Annotated in this window: 21 protein-coding genes; 1 reads left to right on the top strand and 20 read right to left on the bottom strand. The window is 39.4% G+C overall.

From position 1 onward, the window contains the following. The 20 genes from pepN to Q4567_RS07190 form a co-directional block, all read right to left on the bottom strand. Positions 1 to 2,592, bottom strand: coding sequence for an aminopeptidase N (gene pepN / locus Q4567_RS07285; protein WP_216046586.1), 2,592 nt, complete (start codon positions 2,590 to 2,592; stop codon positions 1 to 3). Positions 2,593 to 2,642: 50 nt separating this feature from the next. Beyond that, positions 2,643 to 4,130 (bottom strand): Na+/H+ antiporter NhaC, encoded by a 1,488-nt coding sequence (nhaC, locus tag Q4567_RS07280; protein WP_216046585.1) that lies wholly within the window; start codon positions 4,128 to 4,130, stop codon positions 2,643 to 2,645. A gap of 13 nt (positions 4,131 to 4,143) precedes the next feature. Continuing rightward, on the bottom strand, positions 4,144 to 5,481 hold the full coding sequence (locus Q4567_RS07275) for a sodium-dependent transporter (protein WP_303499917.1): 1,338 nt from the start codon (positions 5,479 to 5,481) through the stop codon (positions 4,144 to 4,146). 261 nt (positions 5,482 to 5,742) lie between these two features. Then, entirely contained in the window at positions 5,743 to 7,788 is a 2,046-nt protein-coding gene (prc, locus tag Q4567_RS07270) for a carboxy terminal-processing peptidase (protein WP_216046583.1), read from the bottom strand. A 4-nt stretch (positions 7,789 to 7,792) separates the two neighbouring features. Continuing rightward, positions 7,793 to 8,443 (bottom strand): RNA chaperone ProQ, encoded by a 651-nt coding sequence (proQ, locus tag Q4567_RS07265; RefSeq protein WP_216046582.1) that lies wholly within the window; start codon positions 8,441 to 8,443, stop codon positions 7,793 to 7,795. 12 nt (positions 8,444 to 8,455) lie between these two features. Then, positions 8,456 to 8,758: a hypothetical protein gene (locus Q4567_RS07260; RefSeq protein ID WP_216046581.1), complete on the bottom strand. Its 303-nt coding sequence runs from the start codon at positions 8,756 to 8,758 to the stop codon at positions 8,456 to 8,458. After that, a complete protein-coding gene (locus Q4567_RS07255; protein ID WP_252728702.1) occupies positions 8,755 to 9,225 on the bottom strand; it encodes a GAF domain-containing protein in 471 nt (156 codons plus the stop codon). Before Q4567_RS07255 ends, Q4567_RS07260 begins: the two co-directional genes overlap by 4 nt. 203 nt (positions 9,226 to 9,428) lie before the next feature. Next, positions 9,429 to 10,112 (bottom strand): SIMPL domain-containing protein, encoded by a 684-nt coding sequence (locus tag Q4567_RS07250; protein ID WP_216046580.1) that lies wholly within the window; start codon positions 10,110 to 10,112, stop codon positions 9,429 to 9,431. Position 10,113: 1 nt separating this feature from the next. Continuing rightward, positions 10,114 to 10,371, bottom strand: coding sequence for a DUF3862 domain-containing protein (locus Q4567_RS07245; RefSeq protein WP_216046579.1), 258 nt, complete (start codon positions 10,369 to 10,371; stop codon positions 10,114 to 10,116). Between the two features lie 42 nt (positions 10,372 to 10,413). After that, a complete protein-coding gene (locus tag Q4567_RS07240; RefSeq protein ID WP_216046578.1) occupies positions 10,414 to 11,643 on the bottom strand; it encodes a nucleoside recognition domain-containing protein in 1,230 nt (409 codons plus the stop codon). 134 nt (positions 11,644 to 11,777) lie between these two features. Further along, positions 11,778 to 12,911 (bottom strand): alanine--glyoxylate aminotransferase family protein, encoded by a 1,134-nt coding sequence (locus tag Q4567_RS07235; protein WP_216046577.1) that lies wholly within the window; start codon positions 12,909 to 12,911, stop codon positions 11,778 to 11,780. Positions 12,912 to 13,399: 488 nt separating this feature from the next. Continuing rightward, positions 13,400 to 13,918: a gamma carbonic anhydrase family protein gene (locus Q4567_RS07230; RefSeq protein WP_216046576.1), complete on the bottom strand. Its 519-nt coding sequence runs from the start codon at positions 13,916 to 13,918 to the stop codon at positions 13,400 to 13,402. Positions 13,919 to 13,946: 28 nt separating this feature from the next. Further along, the gene (locus Q4567_RS07225; protein ID WP_303499912.1) at positions 13,947 to 14,807 is read right to left on the bottom strand and encodes an acyl-CoA thioesterase II; all 861 of its coding nucleotides are present in this window, start codon (positions 14,805 to 14,807) and stop codon (positions 13,947 to 13,949) included. A gap of 20 nt (positions 14,808 to 14,827) precedes the next feature. Continuing rightward, on the bottom strand, positions 14,828 to 16,660 hold the full coding sequence (locus Q4567_RS07220) for a protein kinase (protein ID WP_216046574.1): 1,833 nt from the start codon (positions 16,658 to 16,660) through the stop codon (positions 14,828 to 14,830). A 15-nt stretch (positions 16,661 to 16,675) separates the two neighbouring features. Further along, positions 16,676 to 17,542 (bottom strand): 23S rRNA (adenine(2030)-N(6))-methyltransferase RlmJ, encoded by an 867-nt coding sequence (locus Q4567_RS07215; protein ID WP_303499910.1) that lies wholly within the window; start codon positions 17,540 to 17,542, stop codon positions 16,676 to 16,678. A 110-nt stretch (positions 17,543 to 17,652) separates the two neighbouring features. Beyond that, positions 17,653 to 19,242, bottom strand: coding sequence for a dihydrolipoyllysine-residue acetyltransferase (locus Q4567_RS07210; protein ID WP_303499908.1), 1,590 nt, complete (start codon positions 19,240 to 19,242; stop codon positions 17,653 to 17,655). A gap of 13 nt (positions 19,243 to 19,255) precedes the next feature. After that, on the bottom strand, positions 19,256 to 20,233 hold the full coding sequence (locus tag Q4567_RS07205) for an alpha-ketoacid dehydrogenase subunit beta (RefSeq protein ID WP_216046571.1): 978 nt from the start codon (positions 20,231 to 20,233) through the stop codon (positions 19,256 to 19,258). Further along, positions 20,226 to 21,419 (bottom strand): thiamine pyrophosphate-dependent dehydrogenase E1 component subunit alpha, encoded by a 1,194-nt coding sequence (locus tag Q4567_RS07200; protein ID WP_303499906.1) that lies wholly within the window; start codon positions 21,417 to 21,419, stop codon positions 20,226 to 20,228. Before Q4567_RS07200 ends, Q4567_RS07205 begins: the two co-directional genes overlap by 8 nt. A gap of 335 nt (positions 21,420 to 21,754) precedes the next feature. Continuing rightward, positions 21,755 to 22,549 carry a DUF2189 domain-containing protein gene (locus Q4567_RS07195; RefSeq protein ID WP_216046569.1) on the bottom strand — a complete coding sequence of 265 codons (795 nt, stop codon included), beginning with the start codon at positions 22,547 to 22,549 and terminating at the stop codon, positions 21,755 to 21,757. Between the two features lie 222 nt (positions 22,550 to 22,771). Further along, entirely contained in the window at positions 22,772 to 23,299 is a 528-nt protein-coding gene (locus Q4567_RS07190) for a hypothetical protein (RefSeq protein ID WP_216046568.1), read from the bottom strand. Positions 23,300 to 23,487: 188 nt separating this feature from the next. On the opposite strand from Q4567_RS07190, the gene Q4567_RS07185 reads away from it, so the two are divergent. After that, on the top strand, positions 23,488 to 24,705 hold the full coding sequence (locus tag Q4567_RS07185; protein WP_216046567.1) for a pyridoxal phosphate-dependent aminotransferase: 1,218 nt from the start codon (positions 23,488 to 23,490) through the stop codon (positions 24,703 to 24,705). Positions 24,706 to 24,808 lie beyond the last annotated feature (103 nt).

Genomic DNA, 24,808 nt, shown 5'->3' with positions numbered 1-24,808 from the left:
TCATTGATAGCTAAGGCTTTTGCTCACTTTTTCAAATACGTCTTTACTTAAATTGGGAAGCGCCATTAATCGCGTTAATTGGTACTTCATTAAATCAGCCCGTATATCATCCATTTTACGCCATTGGGTTAAAGGCGTAACAATTCTAGCGGCTACCTGCGGATTTCTTGCATCTAACTTAAGTAAATAATCGGTTATATATTTATAGCCTGAACCGTCAATCGCGTGAAAACCAGTAGCGTTGTAGAACGCAAAAGTACCGATAACTGATCGAACTCGGTTTGGATTATCATGATTAAACTGTTTGTGACTCAATAATAAATCTAGACGCGCTAAAATATCTGGAACCTCACAACTTGCGTGCAACGCAAACCACTTATCCAGAACTAAGGGGTCATCAGACCATTTTTGTTCAAATTTACCCATTAGAATTTCAAAACAAGGAAGCACTGCAGATTGAGCGGCTTTAAGTGCGCCTAGTGTGTCAGTCATATTGTCTGATGATTCAAACTGTTTAGTTACTAGGCTATTACCTTGCTCAGTTTTGGCTAAATAATATAAACACAAATTGCGTAACTTACGCTTATTAACTTGTTCAGATTCATAGTCATAACCAGATTGTTGGGTCGTTTGATAAACAGTTGCAAAATACTCTGAAAACGTTTTGGCGATATAAATTTCCAGTTCTTTTCTAGCCTGATTTAACTCCACCACATAATAACGTGGGACTTGCTGGGCTAACGTTTCGATACTCGGTAGGGTTAACATTTCAGCGATCAACGCTAAGTCAGAGGATGCTTTTATGTCCTTCAGCAATCCATCGACGAGTTTATCAATGGCCTTATAATTAACACTCAATTTAGAACTTGCTGGCGTTTTGCCGTGTAAATATTCACTAAAAAGGGTTTGAGCAGCATCCCAACGAGAAAACCCATCTTGGCTAGATAAGGCGATTTGCAATAAAGCGTCGACTGAATAGTTAAATTCGAGTTTAACTGGGGCGGAGAAATCAGCTAATAATGCAACTGTCGGTTTTTGTTCAAACCCAGACTTAACTAGTGACTGTTGATTGAGTTTAAGATTGAACAGTTCAACCGTTGTTTCCCCGCCTTTAGTAATCAATTCTAAACGGATAGGTATGTGTAAATCTTGTTTGTCTTTTTGATCGGCGGTTGGATTATTGATTTGTTTGAACTCAAGAGCATACTCTCCTTTTTCAGCATCAAAACTCTCAGTAACATTCACAATAGGCGTGCCTGACTGTCCGTACCAACGTTTGAATTGTGACAAATCAACTTGATTAGCGTCTTGCATTGCGCTCACAAAATCATCGCAAGTAACAGCTTGTCCATCATGTCGTTTAAAATACAAGTCAATGCCATTTTTAAACCCTTCCTGACCCAACAAAGTGTGCATCATGCGGATTACTTCAGCACCTTTGTCGTAGACAGTGACAGTATAGAAATTATTCATTTCAATAACTTCGTCAGGTCGAATAGGATGAGACATGGCGCTGGCATCTTCGGCAAATTGATGTTCTCTCATCACTTTGACATTTTTTATCCGATTCACCACTGGAGAACTCATATCTGCACTAAACTGTTGATCGCGAAAAACCGTTAACCCTTCTTTTAAACTGAGTTGGAACCAATCTCTACAGGTCACACGATTACCTGTCCAATTATGGAAGTATTCGTGGGCTATCACAGACTCAATATTGAAAAAATCTTCATCTGTTGCCGAGGCACTATCGGCTAAAACATATTTACTATTGAATACATTTAAGCCTTTATTTTCCATCGCTCCCATGTTGAAAAAGTCCACGGCAACGATCATATAGATATCAAGATCGTATTCTAAATCAAAAACTTGTTCATCCCATGCCATCGCTTTCTTAAGGGAAGCCAATGCATGATGACCACGACTCGATTTACCTTTATCAACAAAAAGCTGTAATAAAATTTTTCTACCAGAAGCCGTTTTATAGTGATCCTCGAGGAGGTCAAAGTCTCCAGCAACCAAAGCAAATAAATAGCAAGGTTTCTTGAATGGGTCATGCCATTTAACCCAATGACGGCCATCTTCAAGCTTACCGCTGTCAACTTTATTACCGTTAGATAATAAGAATGGATAATTCTTCTGATCAGCATAGATAGTAACTGTATATTCAGCCAAAACGTCAGGTCTATCGATAAAATAGGTTATTTTGCGGAAACCTTCAGCTTCACACTGAGTGCAATAGGCGTTAGCAGTTTTGTACAACCCTTCTAACGAACTATTCGCAGCCGGATTAAGTTCTGTAAATATTTCTAAATAGAAGTCTTCAGGGACATTTTCAATTATTAACGACGTTGATGTTTGCTGATACTTTTCAACGCTTTTACCATTTAATTTAACATCGATCAGTTCTAACTCTTCACCATCCAAAACAAGTGGATGTTGATGTTCACCGTTACGCTTAATACGCAACTGACTCTTAACTTGAGTTTTTGGCTCTTCAAGTTTTACCGATAAATCTACCGTGCTAATGAAAAAATGGGGAGCTTGATAATCTAAACGGCGTTTTGCTTTGATAACACTATTGTCGGACATACTTTGACCTAATTGAAAATATAAAAATACCGAATTGCGCTCAGCAAAAGCTAACTTTTACTGGCAACCGGCTCTGCGTATGCAGGAATTGGTACTCTGAGAATTTTAATCCCTAAATAGGCATACACGATAGCTAAAATAGGATTAATCAGATTAAAAAAGGCATAAATAGCGTAATCTAGCGCACCGACCCCTAAAACACCGCCCATGTAGGCACCACACGTATTCCAAGGTATTAGAGGCGAGGTTAAGGTTCCGCCATCTTCTAAACTACGAGATAGGTTTAATTGATGCAAACCACGCTTTTCATACTCATTCTTATACATGCGCCCAGGCATCACTATAGCCATATACTGATCCGCCGTAATCACGTTAGTAGCAAAGCAGGTCAATATAGTTCTGGAGATCATGTCACCAGCCGATGTAGCACCTTTTAAGATAGCGCTGACAATTCGTTTTAATAGCCCGACTTTCTCCAGTACGGCACCAAAGGTAAGTGCGCACATAATTAGCCATATAGTATTGAGCATGCTAGACATTCCGCCACGACTTAACAAGTCATTCAACACATCACTATCGGTACTAAAATTAACCCCTGCATAAAGCGCTGTCCAAACAACAGTGATACTGGCAACGATTCCTTCGCGTTCATCTGTAGCAAAGCTTTGAACGACTTCCGGTTGAAAGGCAGCAGCCCAAATCCCCCCTAAAATGGCGCCAATAGATACCGCAGGGAAAGCTGGCACTTTTTTCAGTGCTAAAACAAGCAGCACGGCTAACGGGATAAGTAAATGTAATCCCAAGTTAAATTCAGACTCCAGCAGATTTTGCATATCCACAATACCTTGTGCTGATGCCTCTTGACTTGAGTTAAAGCCTAAAACCGTAAATATTATTAAAGTGATTATTATGCTTGGAACAACTGTCCACAGCATATATTGAATGTGTTCAAATAAATTTGTCCCGGCAATTGCTGGCGCTAAGTTAGTGGTTTCCGACAAAGGAGAAATTTTATCGCCAAAATAAGCGCCAGATACCACAGCACCAGCAGTAACAGCTTCCGACATCCCCATGCCATTGGCGACTCCCATCAAGGCAACACCAACAGTAGCGGCAGTTGTCCAACTACTGCCAATACTCATGGCTACAACAGAACAAATTAAACATGTTGCTGCATAGAACAGTGATGGGTTGAGTAGTTCTAATCCATAGTAGATTAAGGTTGGAACTGTACCAGATAACATCCATGAACCAATTAAAGCACCCACGGCCAATAAGATTAAGATCGCACCAAGGGATAATGAAATTCCACTGACAATACCCTTTTCTATTTCCTTCCAGGTATAGCCATTTTTAATCCCTATCATGGAAGCAATGAACATCGCGAATATCAAAGCGATTTGATTGGGACCGAAAGAAGAATCACTGCCGTACCAATAAACCGACGAAAATAACAAACAAATTAAGATTACGATCGGTATTAATGCATCGAGAATTGTCGCTTCTTTTATGACTTTTTTATTATTATTGTTGTCCATTGGATTGATTTCCTTATCCTGTCACTGAACGATAAAACATGATGAAAATGACCACAGGACATATAAATTTCACATACCAAGGCCAAATTTTCCAAAATAACGAATGTTCGACCTCTTCATCCCCTTTGCGAAGCTCAGTTAATATATGATCCCGACGCCATACCCAACCTGCAAATATACATAAAGCGAGACCTAATAGAGGTTGGCTATATTTAGTTGTTAAGCTGATCACCAGACCAAACAAACTTGAGAAATTAAAGATGATAATCGAACTTGCGACAAAAACGCATATCGCTAACAACCAAACCGCTTTGGTGCGCTTAACGCCTTTACTCTCCACGACATAGGCGACGGGCACTTCAAGCATTGAAATGGATGAGGTTAAGGCGGCAATTACCATCAATGCAAAAAATGCGAAAGCCACAAAAATGCCCACTGATCCCATAGTATCAAATAGTGCAGGCAACACGGTAAAGATGAGGCTATCACCTTCAATTAACGCACCGTTTTTAGAAAATATTTGTACACCGTTATGCAAGGCGACATACATAGAAGGGATAATTAGCATCCCAGCAAGTACTGCCACGCCAATGTCGACTAACGCAACTGAGGCGCCAAGTGACGGTAAACGTTCATTTTTACTCACATATGAACCGTAAACTAGCATAGTACCAACACCAAGAGACATAGAGAAAAACGCCTGTCCCATCGCATTAATAAGTAACCCTGGATCCATAATTCGGCTGAAATCAGGAACTAAATAAGCCTTCCAGCCCTCAATCGCACCATCTTGCAATGAAACGTAACCAATGAGTAATACAATAATAATCATTAGCGTTGGCATAAGTCTCACTGACCAACGTTCAATTCCTTTGCTAACACCTCCGGTTACAATAGCAGCGGTGAGAATAAGAAATGCACCAGAAAAGACTAAATTTCGGAAAATGGATTGGCTCGTCAACCAATTTGATAACGTATCTAGAGCGAAGAAATGGGTGACTGTTTCTAGGAAAAAAGCCAACATCCAACCGGCCACAATGGCGTAGAATGCCAGAATTAATGAAACCGTTATAAACCCCCAGACGCCAGTAGCTCGACCTAGTTTACTACCAGATATTTGCCCAAGGGCATCTACCATATTAGCTCTGGTAGCACGACCGATGATTAATTCAGCCATTAAAACCGGATAAGCCAAAAGGAAAGCTAAGACTATATAAACCAATACAAAAGCGGCTCCCCCATTACTGGCTACTTGGGTAGGAAACCCCCAAATATTACCTAATCCAACAGCTGAACCAGCTGCAGCGAGTATAAATCCAAGTCGAGAAGAAAACTCTCCACGTGCGTTCATTCCGTACCCTTTTATTATTATTGTGTTTAGCTAACTTTTTTAGCCATTTTGGGAATACTATACTATACCGCTATGACCTCAAAATACCCATATTTTGCAATTGATTATCCTACTTAAAAATAGCATTAAATGTCGTGAGTGACGATTTGCATAAATTTAAGTTCAGCTTGCAAGGTCTAATATTTTTTCGTATCGAAAAATAATTTATTGATGTTATAAAAAAAGGGCTATTAAAAATAGCCCTTTAATAGTAACTAAAAATTACTTTTTTGCTGAATGAGAAGCGTACATCCCAGATGATACTAAATCGAATGTGATATTAGCTGCTTCATCTAGGAATGGATCAATTTCATCCATGTCTTCTGGTAAATCATCAAGTTTTTCAACTTTTTCTTTGCCTGCTCTGACCAAGCGTTCATTCGCTCTTTTAAGACGCATAGCTTCTTGTTCGTCTTTTTCTTTTATCCGTTCAGATTCAACCAAAGAAATCGTCTTTTTATCTTTTTCTTTTTGATATCGTTGAATGTCTTCAAATATATAAGCAAATTCAGGATCATTTTGAATACGCTTCAAATGATTCTGTTCCATCACCGTGAGTACATTAGAAGTGTCACCGAAGGTGGAATAATTCACCCGCTCAATACTATCCCAAGGAAGCGCATTTTCTTCTTGGCTTTCGCCCCAATCTTCAGGATTAATTGCTGACGGAAATTTGATATCTGGAACAACACCCATGTTTTGAGTACTGCCACCGTTTATCCGATAAAACTTCGCAATTGTGTATTGAATACTCCCCAATGGATTGCTGTACAAATCGTAAATACGACCAAGTGGACGATGACGTTGCACCGTTCCTTTACCAAAGGTCTGTTCGCCTAGTACGACTGCACGACCGTAATCTTGCATAGCTGCAGCAAATATTTCTGAAGCCGATGCACTGTAGCGATCGACAAGTACGGTTAAAGGACCTTCATAATAGGTAATCCCATCGGTATCTTTCTCAGTTCTTGTGCGCCCTGAAGCATCATGTATCTGAACTACTGGACCTTGATCAAAAAACAATCCAGAAAGTAAGGTTGCCTCAGTTAACGAACCGCCACCATTACCGCGTAAATCGACAACAATTCCTCGTACCCCTTTTTCTTTTAAATCTGCCAACTCTTTCTTAACGTCGGTATGCAGATTGTTGTAGAACGAAGGTATGGTAATGACGCCAAGTTTTTCACCAGCGTGATTACCTGTTTCTGGTACATAAACCTCTGATTTAGCAGCTCTATCTTCTAGCTTAATTTTATCACGGGTCAAACTAACCACTTCTGGCACATTAGACTCAGAAGCACCTTTTAACACTTGCAGCTTAACCACACTTCCTTTTGGACCTTTGATTAATTCCACGACTTCATCTAAACGCCAGCCAATAATGTCAACAAAATCATCTTCGTCTTGGGCTACACCGACAATTTTATCTTCTGGCTTTATTTTTTTGGATAATTCAGCTGGACCACCAGGAACAACACTGCGAATAACAGTGTAATCGTCTTCGCTTTGCAGCACGGCACCTATCCCTTCAAAAGATAGATTCATTTCCATATCAAAACGATCTGTACTTTGCGGAGATAAATAACTTGTATGTGCATCGACACTACGAGCAAAAGAATGCATTACAGTTTGGAATACATCTTCGCTTTTAGTTTGTGATAAACGTTTAATTGCACGTTCATAACGTTTGGTTAAAAGATCTTTAATCTCTTCAGCTGTTTTACCTGCTAATTTTAAGTTTAAAGCATCATATTTAACTCTTTGACGCCATAACTCATTCAATTCTGCGGTAGATGCAGCCCAAGGCGCGTCTTCACGATCGAACTCTAATGAATCGCCCTTTTTCTCAAAGTCGAAAGGCTTATCAAGTAGCGTAATCGCATATTTAAAACGCTCTAAGCGGCGGTTTAAATTTATCGAATATACTTTGTACGCGTCATTTAAATTGCCTTGGGCGATAGCTTCATCGAAATTTAAACGATACTTTTCCATCTCTTCAATATCCGACTTCAAAAAGAAATTACGATTGAAGTCTAATGTTCTGATGTATCGATCAAAGGTTTTCGCTGACAAGCTATCATCAATTTTAATTGGCTTATAATGCGAGCGTAACAAGTGGGAGCTTATTCGTTTAGCTGAAGCTGAGTGCTGAGATTCCTGCTCTAGACTAGGAATATTGATCGCTTCACTCGAAGAATTAACCGCGATTGCACCAGCACTCAAACAAAACAATGCGCTACATACAGAAACGCGTACAAATTTATTCATATTACTACCTCTTTGGTCGAGCTAGGCGCAAATTATCTGCTTGCACTTTCACTATCATACCTGTTTGCAGTTGGACGTGAACTTCATCTTTTGAAATATCGGTAATGGTCGCAGGAAGTGGACTCTTTCCAACCTTAACGGTAACTTCGGTCCCTACCACTAAATTTGATTCAGTCAATTTTTCCGGTGGTGGTTGCTTTATTGGTTTATTTTTTGGAACTTTAGTTCCCTTAAATTGCGTTTGATTTGATTTTTCACGCTTTTCTTTGTGATTTTTCTTATCAGCGGCAGTCTTAGACGGATTATTTAGTTTGCGTTTTTCCGCTACCTTGGCCTTACTTTCAGCTAATTGTTTTATCGCATGATCAGCATGCTCTTTTTCAATTGCATCGCCTTGATTGCCATCTAAGTCAATTCGAAAGCTCCCCTCTTTGACACTGTGCAAATAACGCCAGCTATTTGTGTAATGTCTAAGTGATGCGCGTAATAATGTTTTACTAACCCTTTCATCGTCTTTCAAACGCTCGGAAAGCTCTTGAAAAATACCTATTTTTAAAGGTTTCGCTTCACCTTCTAAGGAAAAACATTTTGGGAAAGTTTGTGCCAAAAAAGTAATGACTTCTTTGCTGTTTGAAAATTTTTGTTGGTTTTCCATTCAATCTACTAATTAATAATTTTGTTCATAATCTTCATCGTGTTCTGCATCATCCCAAGTTGCCAACAGTTGGTCAACCCAGTCGTGCAAATCCGCGTCGTCGATTTCCAAGAGATAACTGTCTTCGTGCCAGTTTACCCATATATGATGTAGTATTTTTTCCAAGCGACTCGTGTCTATGTCTTCATCAGCAAGATCATAAGCCAAATGCAAAATCGTATTTAATCGTTCCGCTGCTTCTTCAGCGTCTTCATCCCAGTTTTCGAGATCCGCTGGCGTAGCCAACACAACATGAACATCTACAAGACTTTTCAAATGATAGTCTCTTGTAAAATATCAACGATCTGTTGTAAACCTAGCCCATCTACAGAATCGAAACGAGCTAATGAGGGACTATCTATATCTAACACACCAACTAAGCGCCTTCCTGATAAAATAGGTATGACTATTTCAGAATTACTCGCTGCATCACAGGCAATATGCCCTTCAAACTGATGCACATCGGTAATGATTTGCGTGGTTCTATTCATAGCTGCCGTTCCGCAGACACCGACTCCCATAGGAATTCGTATACAAGCAGGTTTGCCCTGAAACGGTCCTAACACTAATTCATCGTCTTCAAAAAGATAGAATCCTGCCCAATTAATGTCTTCTAAACTCATAAATAATAGCGCACTTAAATTTGCTAAATTTGCAATTAAGTTACGCTCATCACCTATCAAGGCTTGTGCTTGCTTTGCAAGGCTTTGATAAAAATCAGTTTTTTCTATATCTTTTGACATCTTTACCTTCAGGCTATCGGCTTATTTTTACAACGAGTCGTTATTTAAAGGGATTTTAACCTTCAATCACCAGAATTTCAGCGATTTTTTTAAGCTTTGTGATTTATAAACCATAGATAGCGGCTTGTTGAGAGATAAATTTGCTTAATCTCTCAACAAGCGCGGCGATAAATGTAAGTTAAAATGACGTGGGGATAAGGAGGCTATTTGGCAATACTAAATGACAGTGTCACACTCGCATTTATTTCATTTAATCCTGGTAAATATTGCGCCGCCTCATTAAAAACTGACAGTGAACGAGCAGATGGTTGTGGCGCAGGTTGATAACTCGATGTTTCCTCAACATTCACCACTGAGCCCAATCTGATCTGCAAATTCTTAGCTAAATGTTTGGCGCGCTCGTGACCGTCAGCGATCGCCGCTTCTAACGCATTCAGATAAGCTTGTTGTTGATCTTCTACTTCATAACGAAAGCCATCAATTCTGCTAACTTTCAAGGCAAATAGATCATCTAAAATTGCGGGGTAGTTTTTAAAATTTCGCAACGTAACATTAATATTACGATTGAACACATAGCCTTTTTGAATGTTTGATTGTCTCTCACGCTCATACCAAGGGTATAGACTCAAAGACATTGCTTGGATATCTTGTTCAGCAATTTTGTGTTTAGTTAACACCGACAATATCTTTTGCGTTTTTGAACTGACTAAATCATTTAAAGCCGCAGAATTATCACCTTTCTCCTCTACCGCAATCGTAAATTTTAGAATGTCTGGAGCTTGAAATATGCTGCCCTGCCCTCTAACTGTAATAATGTCACTGCGTGACTCATGGGCGGATATGGCAAAACTAGTTAATAATAAAAAACAAACAACAAATATACGCATTTTATTTTAATCCTTTTTGTGTAATCACAGCGGCTCTATCCATAATGAAGCTGACCTTGATATATTTGTCCTCTTCATTTCCCCATATACATGAGTGTGTGCCAATAACAGCCTCACAGTTATCGGCTTTTCCTAAAATCATTTCTACATCCGATTTTATCATGCCCATTTCAACTCTATCGTAATTTGCATATGTGACTTTTGAGCAACCCGCCAAAAAAACACAGACAATTGAAAACATGATTAGTTTACGTAACATACCTTTACCTTCTATAAAAATGTCTAATACCTAACCGTTAGTTTAACCAAAAAACCAATAGGCCACCAAAATTGCAGTAACAATACCTGCAAAATCAGCAGCAAGGCAGCAAGCAACGGCATAGCGACTATGCTTAATGCCTACAGCCCCTAAATACACGGCTAGAATATAAAACGTGGTTTCTGTTGAACCTTGCAACACCGAAGCAAGTCGCCCCGCAAAAGAGTCAGCTCCATGGTGTTGCATTGTTTCAATCATTAAAGCTCTGGCACCAGAACCGCTTAAAGGTTTCATCAATGCATTAGGTATTGCATCAACAAAACGATTATCGATACCGATGAAGTTTACACCATTGGCAATTATTCCCATCAAGATGTCTAACAAGCCGCTCGCTCTGAGCATTCCTATCGCAAATAACATAGCGATTAAATAAGGAATTAGTGAAATAGCTAATTCAAATCCTTTTTTAGCCCCCTCGACAAACAACTCATAGCAATTGAGCTTTTTATGCGCACCAACACTTAATACTATGACAATAAAAGTTAATAGCAATCCATTTGCAACTATAGAAGATTGCGCAGCCATTTGCTGAGCACCTAAAGAGGAGAAGTACAGAATTACGGCCGCAATTACGGAAATAATAGCAGCGCCATAAAAGAAGATTACACGGTTAAATAAATTAATTTTTTGTACCCAAGATGTGACCAATAAGCCAACCAATGTGGAAGCAAAAGTAGCCAATAAAATAGGGATAAATACATCCGTAGGGTTAAGCGCTCCTTGTTCTGCTCGGTATAGAAACACAGCGATTGGAAACAACGTCACCGAAGAGGTGTTCATCACTAAAAATATTATTTGCGCGTTGGTCAGACGTGATTGCTGAGTATTAAGGCTTTGCATATCTTGCATTGCTTTTATACCAAAAGGCGTCGCAGCGTTATCTAATCCCAAAACGTTAGCGGATATGTTCATAGTAATACTGCCGATGGCAGGATGCCCTTTAGGGATTTCGGGCATTAAGCGGCACAGCAAGGGCTCCAACACTACCGACAACTTAGTGACTAAACCAGAGCGTTCGGCTACTTGAAAAATCCCTAACCAGAAAGCAAGTACACCTATTAACCCAATGGAAATATCAACGCTCAATTTCGCCATCGAATAAACGGCGTCCATCACGTCTTTAAAACTGCCAATGTGATCATTAAAAATAACTTGCCAGAGTGTGGCGATGAATGCTGACAAAATGAACGCTAGCCAAATTCTATGTAACATAAGTAAGTATCGTATTTAGTAATACCAAGTAAATTACCATAGAATCAATAGGCTGTGAGCAAATCCTGTTTATTAGCTTTTAATAAACAGGACTTTTTATTGAGTTTGGGACTGAGAGTTGCGTCTTTTAGCGATTAATCGCTAGCATTAAGAACTGCTCTTAAACTATCGATGCAATAGTTCACGTTTTGTATATTTGAACCATATCCCATCAGACCAATTCGCCAAACTTTTCCAGCCAATGAGCCTAATCCTGCACCAATTTCTAAGTTGTATTCGTTAAGTAAGGTTTCTCTTACTTTGGCGTCATCAACACCATCGGGAATACTCACGGTATTGAGTTGCGGTAAACGATACTTTTCTTCAACAATGAACTTTAAGCCTAACGCTTGCAGTCCATCTCTTAGTTTAATGTGCATTTCTTGATGACGCTTCCAAGCGGCTTCTAGCCCCTCTTGTTGCAATATCAAAAGCGCTTCATGCAATGCATATAAACTGTTTACCGGTGCAGTATGGTGGTAGGCCCGTTTAGCACCTTTACCCCAATACCCCATAACCAACTCCATGTCGAGGAACCAGCTTTGAATCGGCGTTTTTCTAGCTTTAATGGCGTCGATCGCTAGCTGACTGAACGAAACGGGAGACAAGCCTGGCACGCATGACAAGCATTTTTGTGTACCTGAATAAATCGCATCGATTTGCCAATCATCCACTCTAAGTTCACAGCCACCTAGGGAAGTAACGGCATCCACTAAGGTTAAACAATTATACTGTTTCGCAAGTTTACACAACGCTTGGGCATCATTCTTAACCCCTGTTGAGGTCTCAGCATGTACAAATGCGACAATTTTAGTGTCTTTATTTTCTTCCAATGCTTGTTCTAGTTTTTTTATGTCCGTTGGTTTACCCCATTCGTCTTCAACCATTACGGCGATACCACCACAACGAATCACGTTTTCTTTCATACGCCCACCAAAAACCCCATTTTGGCAGACGATCACTTTGTCACCTGGCTCAACTAAATTAGCAAAGCAGGCTTCCATACCAGCAGAACCTGGCGCTGAAACTGGCATAGTTAATTGATTCTTTGTTTGAAATGCATATTGTAGGAGAGATTTAATCTCATCCATTAGATCAATAAATTGCGGATCTAAATGCCCAATAGTCGGTCTAGATAGCGCCGTCAGTATTCTTGGGTCAACATCTGAAGGTCCAGGCCCCATGAGAGTACGAACCGTTGGTATAAATGATGTAGCTAGTGAAGTCATAAATTACATTCTCAAAAGGTTAAAACTGCCTTAGTGTTACAGGTGACTGACTAAACGACAAGATCAGCATATCCACTATTCATAAAAAGAATGTATTTAGCCAACTGTATTCCCCATATTTCTTTTAATTAGCCAAAATATTGTTCAGTTCACACCAATGATCTGTGGATAAGCTGTAGACAAGGACTGTATAAAGTGTGGTTTAGGTGTTGATAAAGGATGGAAGTCATTTGTTTTTGTGATGCAGGACACTGATTTTAAGACGTTTTTAAATTTAGTTTCAAATTTGTTTAATTTTTGTGCAAAGTTGTTCTAAAATAAATATTCGAATCAATAATTTTGATTTTGAAGACTTCTCCCTGAAGAAGTTGAGTTAGCGCAAGGCTCTTTCCAAGAGCCATTCCCCTAAGCCCGGAACTAGTGATAGTACCGGGCCTTTTTTATAAGGGGGAAAAAAACCGCCAAAAAAGCAGTGTAAAATGCCTATACTATTCTTCGATCAGCTCACTCATGTAGCGTTTCGCATTATTCACGTAATGTTCGGCAGAGCCTTTTAACATTGCTTGCTGTTGCTCATTTAGGGTCTTAATAATTTTGGCTGGGCTTCCCATTACAAGGGAACCATCTGGTATTTCCATGTTTTCAGTAACCAAGCTATTTGCGCCAATTAAGCAATAACGACCAATCTTCGCCCCATTTAACACAACAGCATTGATGCCAATTAGGCTGTAGTCACCTATTTCACACCCATGCAACATCACTTTGTGTCCTACCGTTACACCTTTGCCTAGAATTAAGGGGATATCGTAATCCGTGTGCAAAACAGAGCCGTCCTGAATATTCGTATCTGGCCCCACTGTTATCTCGTCACAATCACCACGAATAACAACATTAAACCAAACGCTGCTATTTTCTGCCAAATTAACCGAACCAATCACATGACTACCAGGCGCGATAAACGCGCTCTTTGCAACAACGGCTTTGCGTTTTCCGATTGAATAAATCACATTAACTCTCCTTTAGCCTTTAGTCGCTTCACTTTTTAACTTGTCGCATTAGCCCTTCTTGCATGGTTGAAGCCACAAGAACCCCTTTTTGATTAAAGAACTGACCGCGAACTAACCCTCGTACGCCACCAGTAAATGGACTTTCAGCGACATATAATAACCATTCGTCAAATTTGAATGGGTGATGAAACCACATTGCATGATCTATGGTTGCCATTCTAAGTTGTTTATTTCTAACCGAAATTCCATGGGGCTGCAAACAAGTACCCAGAAAATGGTAATCTGATGCATAGGCCAGCATGGCATGATTTAAGTTTAAATTATCCGCTATGATTTCTTGTGCGCGCATCCATATATAACGCTTCGGCTCCGATTTAACCGGTTCCAAGGGATCTATGGTTTGTACAGTCCTGCTATCGATTGGCTTATGATAACTAATTGCTTCTTGCATTCGCTCAGATATTTGATCCAATGTACTTTCAAAAAAAGTTAAATCAGATTTCACTTCCTGCGGTGGCGGAACATCTGGCATATCGGCAAACTGATGCTCTAAGCCTTTCTCGGGTGTTTGAAAAGACGCAGTCAAATAGAATATGTTTTTGCCATTTTGTATTGCTTTTACGCGACGGGTTGAAAAGCTTCTACCATCTCTGACATTTTCCACATCATATAACACTGGATGGTTTGCATCACCGGGTAATAAAAAGTAAGAATGAAAGGAATGAGAAACTCTACCTTCTGGCAAGGTGTTATGGGCTGCGGCTAACGCTTGTCCCATAACCTGTCCGCCAAATAGCGCGCGGAATCCCAGATCCCAGCTTTGTCCTCTGTAGAGCGAATCTTCGATTTTTTCTAACTGCAATAATGACTTTAATGTCACTTCTGCCATGTACTACTCCCCGTATATTTTTAGCGCTTATTTGTTTTTAATTTTTTTGGATGAAACTTCTCTGGTAAACCCGAAGCATGTTCAAAGTAACGAGTGTCTTTATACGGCAATTTCATAAATCCTGAAATCCCCAACCCTTTAATTTCTGAAACTAAGTCGATAATTTTATTTAATAATGCCTTAAATTCACTCTCCATACTGTGATCCAGTAATGTGTAATAACTATGAATTTTAAGATGTGTAGGTAAAGCTTCAAATATAATGCAACCGGTATGATGAATACTATTTAATTGCCGAATAATTACCATCATATTGTCAGGAAGGGCTAATAACTCATCAGGATCTTCGCCATCTTCAAAATAAGAATGGTTACGACTCTGATCTTCTGTAATGGATGTTTGGCTCAATTCGTAAGGTATTTGCATATGGATATTGGGTTGGTAGGGTAAGTTTTCGTCTTCCCGTTCAATGTGTAAGGTATCTCGCGCATTAAACATACAGCTTTTAAACACCCCTACTCTATGAATCGCTCTTGCTAAAGTAACGACATTGTTCACAGAAACATCAAATGAACGTTTTAATGTTGGATTAAAAAGATTCAAACTAGAATCAATATAAACCCCTTCTGGCAGCCACCTAACTACTAATCCGCCAACAACGGGATATTTACCTAATCTACCCACCGCAGATATAAATGCTTTTTCTGTCTCTCCCATACCTTGCATGTAGTTTTTATAATAACGTTCAAACTGAGCGTCATTTACATAATGTAGGTCGGAAGTAATGTCGTTATTTTCTAGTTTTAAGAATGAGCGTCTAGAACTGTAAACTACCGTATCAATTTCTTTTTTCTTGGCAAAACTCCAAGTAGGAATAAGTGCAACATGATCTTCGACGTCTGTTTCACAAAAGACAATATTTTTCATGAATTTCATGTTTTTAATAAAATAGTCGCCACCCAATTTACGTTGTTTAGGATCTTCACTTAACATCGCGCTAAGCACTTCAGATAATTCCTTGGGTAAGCCGAGGGAATTTGGTTTTATAATGTGTCTACCGAAGCGGCTTGACTGACCTGACGCTAATGCATATAAGGTACTTGCCAGCCCTTGTTCATCGAATCTGGGACTGGATAATTCACCATTTAATTGTTCATCTCCGATGAAATAAACGTCCCCAAGGCGAGCATTGGTTTGTTGCAAATCACTCGACATTAAATCCATAACATTGTTAGCGATATATTGGCCTTGGTGATCCATTTGCGCAAAAACACTGGATCCCCAATCGATTAAGCCAATTGATTCAGTTTGCTCGTCGAACACAATATTGGAAGGTTTAATATCGCCGTGCACAATAGGTTTAGTGATACCTTGCTCTTGGTGTTGTCGTAAAAAAATTAAGATGTCACAAAGTTGTGCTGCGATTTTTGTAATTAGCCTCGCCGATAAAGGTCCTTTTTGCAGTGAATATACTTCTAAATCAACGCCCTTGGCTCTTTCCATTACCAAAATGGCTTGTTTTTTAATCCGTTGAAATTCGATTAGTGATGGTACGAAGGGGTGCTCTACCTGACTTAACATATAAGCTTCATCTTCCAATTGCTCTTGCACATGTTGAGGAAGATTGATCCGAGAAAACTTAAACACTAATTGATTCTGACGTGGATCTTTGCCCGCAAAAGCAAAGCCAAAAGCACCTTTCCCAATTAGCTCTATTTCACTGTAGCCCAATAACTCGAGCTGCTCTTTACACAGTTTTATCCAATCTTTTAACTTTTGTGCATCTTTGTGAGACAAAAGATAAATAGATTGTTCATCAGGAATATAAAAATGTTTTAGATCAGCTACAGTCATTTTAGATGGCCTTAGTTAGTCAGGCTTTTTCAACCATTCTACGTAAGCTTTGCCATGTGCATCATCACCGCCAAGATGCGCGACTAATTCAGGTAAAACATTCTCTAGATCAGTATCCAGTTGCCATGGAGCATTAACGATAATTAAACCAGACCCATACATACCCGCATCACCTTCATTTTCAGTAACATGCATTGCTACATTGAGCACGCTTTTACAATCAAGGGCAGCGATTTCACTGATCATTTTTTCACTTAATCCCGCCTTTTGACCTGCACGACTAGATAAAAGTGGATACCAAATTGCAAAAATGCCAACCGACCATTTCTTAATGGCTTTAGCGAGTGTCATCACAACCTGTTGATATTCGTCAGCGACTTCGTACGATGGGTCTATTAGGACTAATCCCCTTGCAGGAATCGGTGGCAATATTGCTAATAGTCCTTCATAGCCATCTCTGTGATGTACACCCACCTTTGCTAAAGATCCAAAATCCGCCAAATTATGGCGTAAATTGTCTATCTCCGTATTGTGCAACTCCATGCATACTATTTTATCCTGCTCACGAAGCATATTAGCAGCAATCAGGGGCGATCCTGGATACTGATTATTTTCAACAAAATCATGTGTAAGCTGTTGATATTCCGCTATATCTTGTTGTTCTGACTGGTATGCTTGCATAGCGGTTATGCCAGTTAAAAATTCTTTGGTTTTTTGCGCCTCTAGTCCTTGCAGTTCATACAAACCCGCACCACTGTGAGTATCAATGTAGACTGCGGGCTTAGCTTTGATTTTAAGCTTTTTGATGATCAACATCTGGGTAATATGCTTTAACACATCAGCATGATTACCTGCATGAAAACTATGACGATAACTTAACATTTGAATGGCTACTTATATAACTGAACATCAGCTAATGATACCCAAATAAGCCAGACTCACCAACGTTTAACCAAGAGGTGCCAGATAAAAATTATATGGCCCCCTACAACCTAACTTAAGTCAGTCAGCATACTTATTGGGTTTTCGAGATAAGATTTCCACAAATTACTAAACTTAAGCATAGTTGCGCCGTCAATTATACGGTGATCTCCAGACCAACTTATGTGCATTATATTGACCGGAATTACCTTATCATTTAGATCAAAACGAGGTAGTCGTTGAATCTTTCCGAGGGCAACAATTGCACTCTCAGGCTTATTAATTACTGGTGTCGCTGTAGTGCCACCAATCACACCCACATTGGAAATACTAATTGTACCGCCTTTTAAATCGTTACTAGAAAGTTTACCTTGCCTTGCAAGTCCTACTAATCGTTCGACTTCTTGCGCAATTTCAAACAATGAAAGGTTTTCAACTCCCTTGATATTGGGAACAAGCAAGCCTAATTTGGAATCAACAGCAATACCAATATTGTGTTGTTTGAAATAAGTAATTTCAGTGCATTGTTGGTTCACTTGGCTATTTATGATTGGGAACTGTTTTAAAGCCAAAGACAAAGATTTAATGAAAAATGGCATTAAACTTAACTTAGTGCCTTTATTCTCAAACTCCTGTTTAAGGTCGCTACGTACCTTCATTAAGTTATCCATTTCGATCTCGTCACTCACACTAAAGTGCGGAATACTGAACACAGAGTCTGTCATTTGTTTAGCCATTATCGCTTTAATTCCGCGAATGGTTTCAACCTTATTCTCGTGGCTGTCTTGTGATGCTGCATCCTCATTGGTAACAGCATTTTGTAAAGTTTGTGGTTGATTATTTTTGTTTAGATGGGCGGTTATATCATCTTTCAAAACGCGACCTTTTTTACCGCTTCCTAATACGCAGGTAATATCTAAACTATTTTCTCTAGCTAAACGCCTAACAGCGGGACTAGCTAAGGCTTTACGTTTTGCTGACGTGGTTTGGCCAACTTCAGGCGTAGTGCTTTGTGGTTCTGAAATTTTATTGCTATTTACCGAACTAGGCTGACTAGCTTGAGAACCTTCAGAAGTCACAAGAGAATACAATGGGCTATGGACTTTTGCTATCTCCCCTTGTTGATAATATAACTGACTTATGACACCGGAATATTTGGCGGGAATTTCCACAAGTGCCTTATCCGTCATCACTTCAACCACAGCTTGATCTTCCGCAACCGTATCACCTTCTTGAACAAGCCATTTTACGATTTCACATTCAACAATACCTTCACCTATGTCAGGTAAGATAAAATCAGTCGCTTCAGTAGATTGTGTCTGGATCCCTTGCTCTTGTTTGCTTGAAGCATGTGCTGGCTGAATCAATTCCTCACTTTTGTGCTGTTGTTCACTATCACTTTGTATTTTGCCTTGTCCACTCTCGGAACCACCATCTAAAGCGAATAGTGGTTCATGGACTTTTGCTATGTCACCAGCTTTGTAATACAGCTTAGTGACTTTGCCAGAATGCATTGCTGGGATCTGCACGGTTGCCTTGTCAGTCATGACCTCAGCAACAGGCTGATCTTCCTCTATCAGATCACCTTCGCTTACCAACCATTCAAGAAGTTCACATTCTACAATTCCTTCGCCAATATCAGGCAATATAAAGTCATTCATGTTGTTCTCCTGATTAATAATTGACTGAGCGCTTAATGGCTTCGTAGGTTTTTAAATGATCTGGCATGTATTCCTTTTCGTGTGACAACGGATAAGGTGTATCTAAGCCACATACTCGAGCTATAGGTGATTCAAGATTTAAGAAACATTTATCTTGCACTGTGGCTGCAATTTCACTGGCAAAGCCGCCTGTTTGTGGAGCTTCATGGTTAATTAACAAACGTCCGGTTTTCACCACTGACTCGCATACGGTTTCTACATCCCAGGGCAATATGCTGCGTAGATCGATAATTTCACAGGAGATACCGTCATTTTCAGCCATCTCAGCTGATTTTTGCAGTATTTCCACTTGCGCGCCCCACGCAAGTAAGGTTATATCGGTGCCATTTTTGACAAGTTCTGCTTTGCCTAGCGTTAATTCGTAATCTTCCTCTGGTACCTCGCCCACAGACGCTCGATAAAGGCGTTTAGGCTCCATAAACAACACTGGATTGTCGTCTCTAATTGAGGCCAATAACAAGCCTTTAGCTTGATATGGATTGCGAGGAATCACTATTTTCATTCCAGGGATATGTGCGAAAAAAGCTTCTGGAGATTGTGAATGATAATGGCCACCAGCAATCCCACCACCGTATGGCGTTCTAATCGTTAAACTACCGCAGGTAAATTGACCGCCAGAACGATATCTAAACTTGGAGGTTTCATTTACGATTTGATCAAAAGCTGGAAAAATATAATCGGCAAATTGAATCTCTGCTATTGCAGTTGAACCTTGTGATGCTAAGCCGTTGGCGAACCCTATTATCCCTTGCTCGGTCAACGGTGTATTAAAACAGCGCTGCTTACCGAACTTTTCTTGTAAGTTGCTGGTTGCTCTAAAAACGCCTCCAAAATGACCGACGTCCTCGCCAAATACCATCGCCGTTTTATCTGCTTCCATTGCCGTTATTAATGCATTATTAACGGCTTGTAACATGTTCATTTTAGTCATTTTTCATTCTCCCTGAAGTCTTCGGATAGGCATCTGGGTACTGACGAATATGTTGTTTGAGTAGTTGCAGTTGTTCTTTTAAATGCCATGGTGGCGTGTCATAAACATCCTCAATAATATCCTCTATGCTATTAATCGGTTCTTTTTCTACTTGTTTTAAGGTTTGCAAAACTTCTTGACGAGACTCGCTAGCGAAGTCTTTAATTGCTTGTTCATCAAACCATCCTTTACTTTTCATCCACTTTTCAAACCGTAAAATAGGATCTTTTAGTTTCCACTTGGCTTCCTCTTCTTTGGAACGATATCCGGTAGGATCATCAGAAGTTGAATGGGCTGCTAGTCGATACGTCATGGCTTCAATTAATACCGGACATTTTTCTTTTAAAGCAACTTCTCTGGCTTTTTTTGTGGCGGCATAAACAGCTAAAACATCATTGCCGTCAACTCTAATCGTGCGAATACCGTAGCCTATTCCGCGAGAAGCAATACCATCTCCAGCAAATTGTTCTTCTGCTGGTGTAGAGATGGCGTAGCCATTATTCCGACATAAGAAAATAACCGGACAATTTAACACTGCGGCCATATTCAGACCTGCATGAAAATCTCCCTCAGAGGCGGCACCTTCACCAAAATAGCAAATAGTTAAGGCATCCAACCCAGCCATTTTTTGACCGTATGAATAGCCTGATGCTTGTGGAATTTGAGTTCCTAATGGAGATGATATAGTCATGAAATTTAATGTTTTATCCCCATAGTGAATAGGCATTTGACGACCTTTGTTTGGGTCTTTTTGATTACTAAACATTTGATCCATAAACTGCTTAGTCGTATATCCGCGATACGCTAATGAACCTTGTTCACGGTATTGAGACATGATCATATCTTGCGGCTCTAACGCTGCGGCACTGCCTATTGTGGCAGCTTCTTCACCTGTACAGGCCAAATAAAAGCTGATCCTGCCTTGTCGTTGTGCGGCAATCATGCGTTCATCTAAAATCCTAATATAGTGCATCGTTTTTAGGATTCTTTGTGACACTTCTTGGTTTAACTCCGCGGACTCCTCGTGGTTGTGAACCTTGCCTTCGGGCGATAATAACTGCAGCATGGGAATATCGACTAAACCGTTGGTGATCATTTCCACGTTATGGACCATCCCAATATCGGAAAGATGATTTCTGTCTTTCATCTAAAAACCTATTTTTAAGAGTTAAATAAACTGTTATCAATATGTTAATTCTAGTTCACAAATAGCGGAGATGTGTTGCGAAAATGAATTGCAGAAATTGCACAAAGTACAGAAGTATTCTAATAAGCCCAATACAATTAGGATGTTTATCCTAATTGTGAATTTACCTAACCATATCTAGTTTATTTGCCTAACAAAGTAGGATTTAACCAATAAAAAGATGATTCAATCAGGGATATGACGATGCAGTTGTATGCTTGTTCAAATTTGCAGGAAGATTAAATAAAATCGGAAAAAAAGGGTCTAAAAATTAGACCCTTTTAAAACTAGTGCAGTTACTCAAACTTACGCTCGCGTTTAGTTTGTATTGTTTCTATGTAGCCATGCCAAGTAGCATAACCAATTAGCGGCATTAACAATACGAATCCAACAAACCCTGTGAGAAAGCCAATTACCACCGCGACAAATATAATCATCGCCCAAACAAACATTGGACCTTTGTTTAACCAAACAGCATTTACAGTAGTTAATACCGCAGTAGCCAAATCTACTTTACGTTCCATCAATATAGGTTGTGTAAAAGCGCTGAGTAAAAATACGATGCCAGTGAAAACGGCCCCTACGCAGGTCCCCAATACTAAGAATGGTAATAACTCTTCTAAGTTATCTCCTAGGTATGAAGGGTACAGTGCGTGGATCATTGAGGCTACGCGTAACCAAAATATCATCAACACCATTAACAATATACCAAATCCCCATTCATTAACTGCATTGCGTTTCACCGCTTTTACGGCGTGCCATAAAGTGGGCTTATGACCTTTACCAAATTCCCAACTGATATCATACAGGCCTGCTGCCAAAAAAGGCCCTATCAACATAAAACAAACCATCGCTGGCAAAATAACCAAGTGCCAACCTGTGAGTGCAACTAAATAAGTAATTAGCCAAGGAATTAGTGCAAAGAACACACCAAAGAAAACGGTTAAAATAGGTGCTCGTAACAGATCTCTAAATCCTAATGCAAGCCATTTAAATGGATCTGAAAACGCTAATTCATTACAAGGAATAACTCGTGCAATATTACTATCTGTTATTGCATTGTGAGGTTCTTCTTGGAAATGCTGTGACATACTTAACTCCAAAATTTTAAATCGATTCGGTTGGAAACACATCTATAATTCAAATTGGACATATCAATAAGTATAAGCAAGCAAGGGAAGTTTGCCATTTATCCGCTGAAATATTGTTCACCTAGATAATTTCCCAAGGTTTAAGATGTCCTCTATGAATATAGCTACAATTAACATATTTGTAACATTATTCAAATAATATTCGATTGGGAGTCGAAATGCTTAGCGATTAAAATCGGCAGGACGCCAACTCAGTGAGGAATTAAAATAACCAAAAAGTGCATTGTTGAGATCAGAAAAACTGGTGATTAATTCTTCTGAATTAGAAACACACCTCCAAACAAAACGATGGCAATTATTTTTGATCAAATCGTAGTCGCTATAATTGTACAATTTCGAAACGGCAGTTTTTGCGGCATGTGGTGAGATTAGCGCCTCTCCTAAATCGTTACAAACCACATAAATACATTCACCACTTCTTTTAGTTAAGAAACGTTGCGGTGAGATACCGCGTATTAAACCATTCCCTTTTAATTCAATAATATTGCCATCAACCCAAATTCCGGTATGTTCAAACACACCAAATATCCCACAACACACAATAGCGCCGTCTTGAAGGTGAACGAAGGATTGCTCTTCTCCAGGGTAATGTTTCACGTACTGGCGTTTAATTTTATTTGCTCGATGAACTTTGTCACCAGCGTACAGAGCTGCTATTCCAGCCCCTAACCAAATTAATGGAACAGGCATAATGGTGTATTCCTATAATGAACTGCAATTTCAGAGTGCTAGATCTTAAAAAATAAGACAACAATTAGTTTGTAAACAGATGTTATGCAAAAAACATGAGTCTTATATAAAAAAAATTATTAAATCCCTCTTAACACCAACCCCCAGGCTGTATTATTCTGTGTTATCAAATCAAGGTATGGGCATTCATGAAAATAATTAATAAATCCAACAAATTAGAGGGTGTGTGTTACGACATTCGAGGACCGATCCTGGATGCCGCTAAAAAAATGGAAGACGAGGGGCATAGGATCCTCAAACTTAATATAGGTAACCCTGCCCCATTTGGATTTGCAGCCCCAGAAGATATTCTAAAAGACGTTATTCATAATTTGCCTACCGCGCAAGGGTATTCTGACGCCAGTGGCATATACGCAGCTCGTGTAGCCGTGATGCAGTATTACCAGCAAAAGAACATTAAAAATATCTCGGTTGATGACGTCTTCATTGGAAATGGCGTCAGCGAATTAATCGTAATGGCAATGCAAGCTTTGTTGAACAATGGTGATGAAGTGCTGATTCCAAGCCCAGATTATCCATTGTGGACCGCGGCTGTTAGTTTATCCTCTGGTACCCCAGTACATTATAAATGTGATGAACAAGCCGGTTGGTTTCCTGATATTGACGATATTCGCAGTAAGGTCACCGCCAATACCAAAGCAATTGTGCTTATTAATCCAAATAACCCTACCGGTGCGGTATATAGCAAGGCGGTTTTGCAGGACATCATTGAATTGGCAAGAGAATTTAATTTGGTTGTTTTCAGTGATGAGATATATGACAAAATCTTATACGACGACGCCGAACATAATTGTATTGCTGCAATGGCTGACGATTTGTTTTTTATTACGTTAAGTGGTCTTTCGAAAAATTATCGAATTGCTGGTTTTAGAGCCGGTTGGTTGCTGGTTAGCGGAAATAAATTGATCGCTAAAAACTATATTGATGGAATTAACATGCTCGCTTCAATGCGAATGTGTGCCAATGTCCCCTGTCAGTATGCGATTCAAACTGCACTTGGTGGATACCAAAGTATTAATGATTTAATTGTTGATGGCGGTCGCTTAAAAATACAGCGAGATATTGCCACTAAAATGTTAAATGACATTGATGGTATCAGTTGCGTAGTACCAAAAGGTGCAATGTACTGTTTCGCCAAAGTTGATGCCGAAAAATTTAATATTACTAACGATGAACAAATGATCTTGGATCTATTAACCAAAGAAAAGATCCTGTTAGTACACGGAAAAGCATTCAACTTTAAAGATGGTTGCTACTTTAGGTTGGTTTTTCTACCCCATAAAGATGAACTGGAAACGGCCATTAATCGTATTGGTAATTTCTTCTCTTACTACAAGCAAGTGTAATTAAGCACAACTTCAAATGAGAGTGTAATTATCTACACTCTCATTTTTAAAACACTTACATTAATAATGTAGTTTGCAATACAAATAGCAGAAAAGTTCAACA

It is taken from the genome of Aliiglaciecola sp. 2_MG-2023 (assembly GCF_030548145.1).
Classification (GTDB): Bacteria; Pseudomonadota; Gammaproteobacteria; order Enterobacterales; family Alteromonadaceae; genus Aliiglaciecola; species Aliiglaciecola lipolytica_A.
Note: the sequence above shows the minus strand (reverse complement) of the source record. Positions and strands in the feature narration are given on the sequence as shown.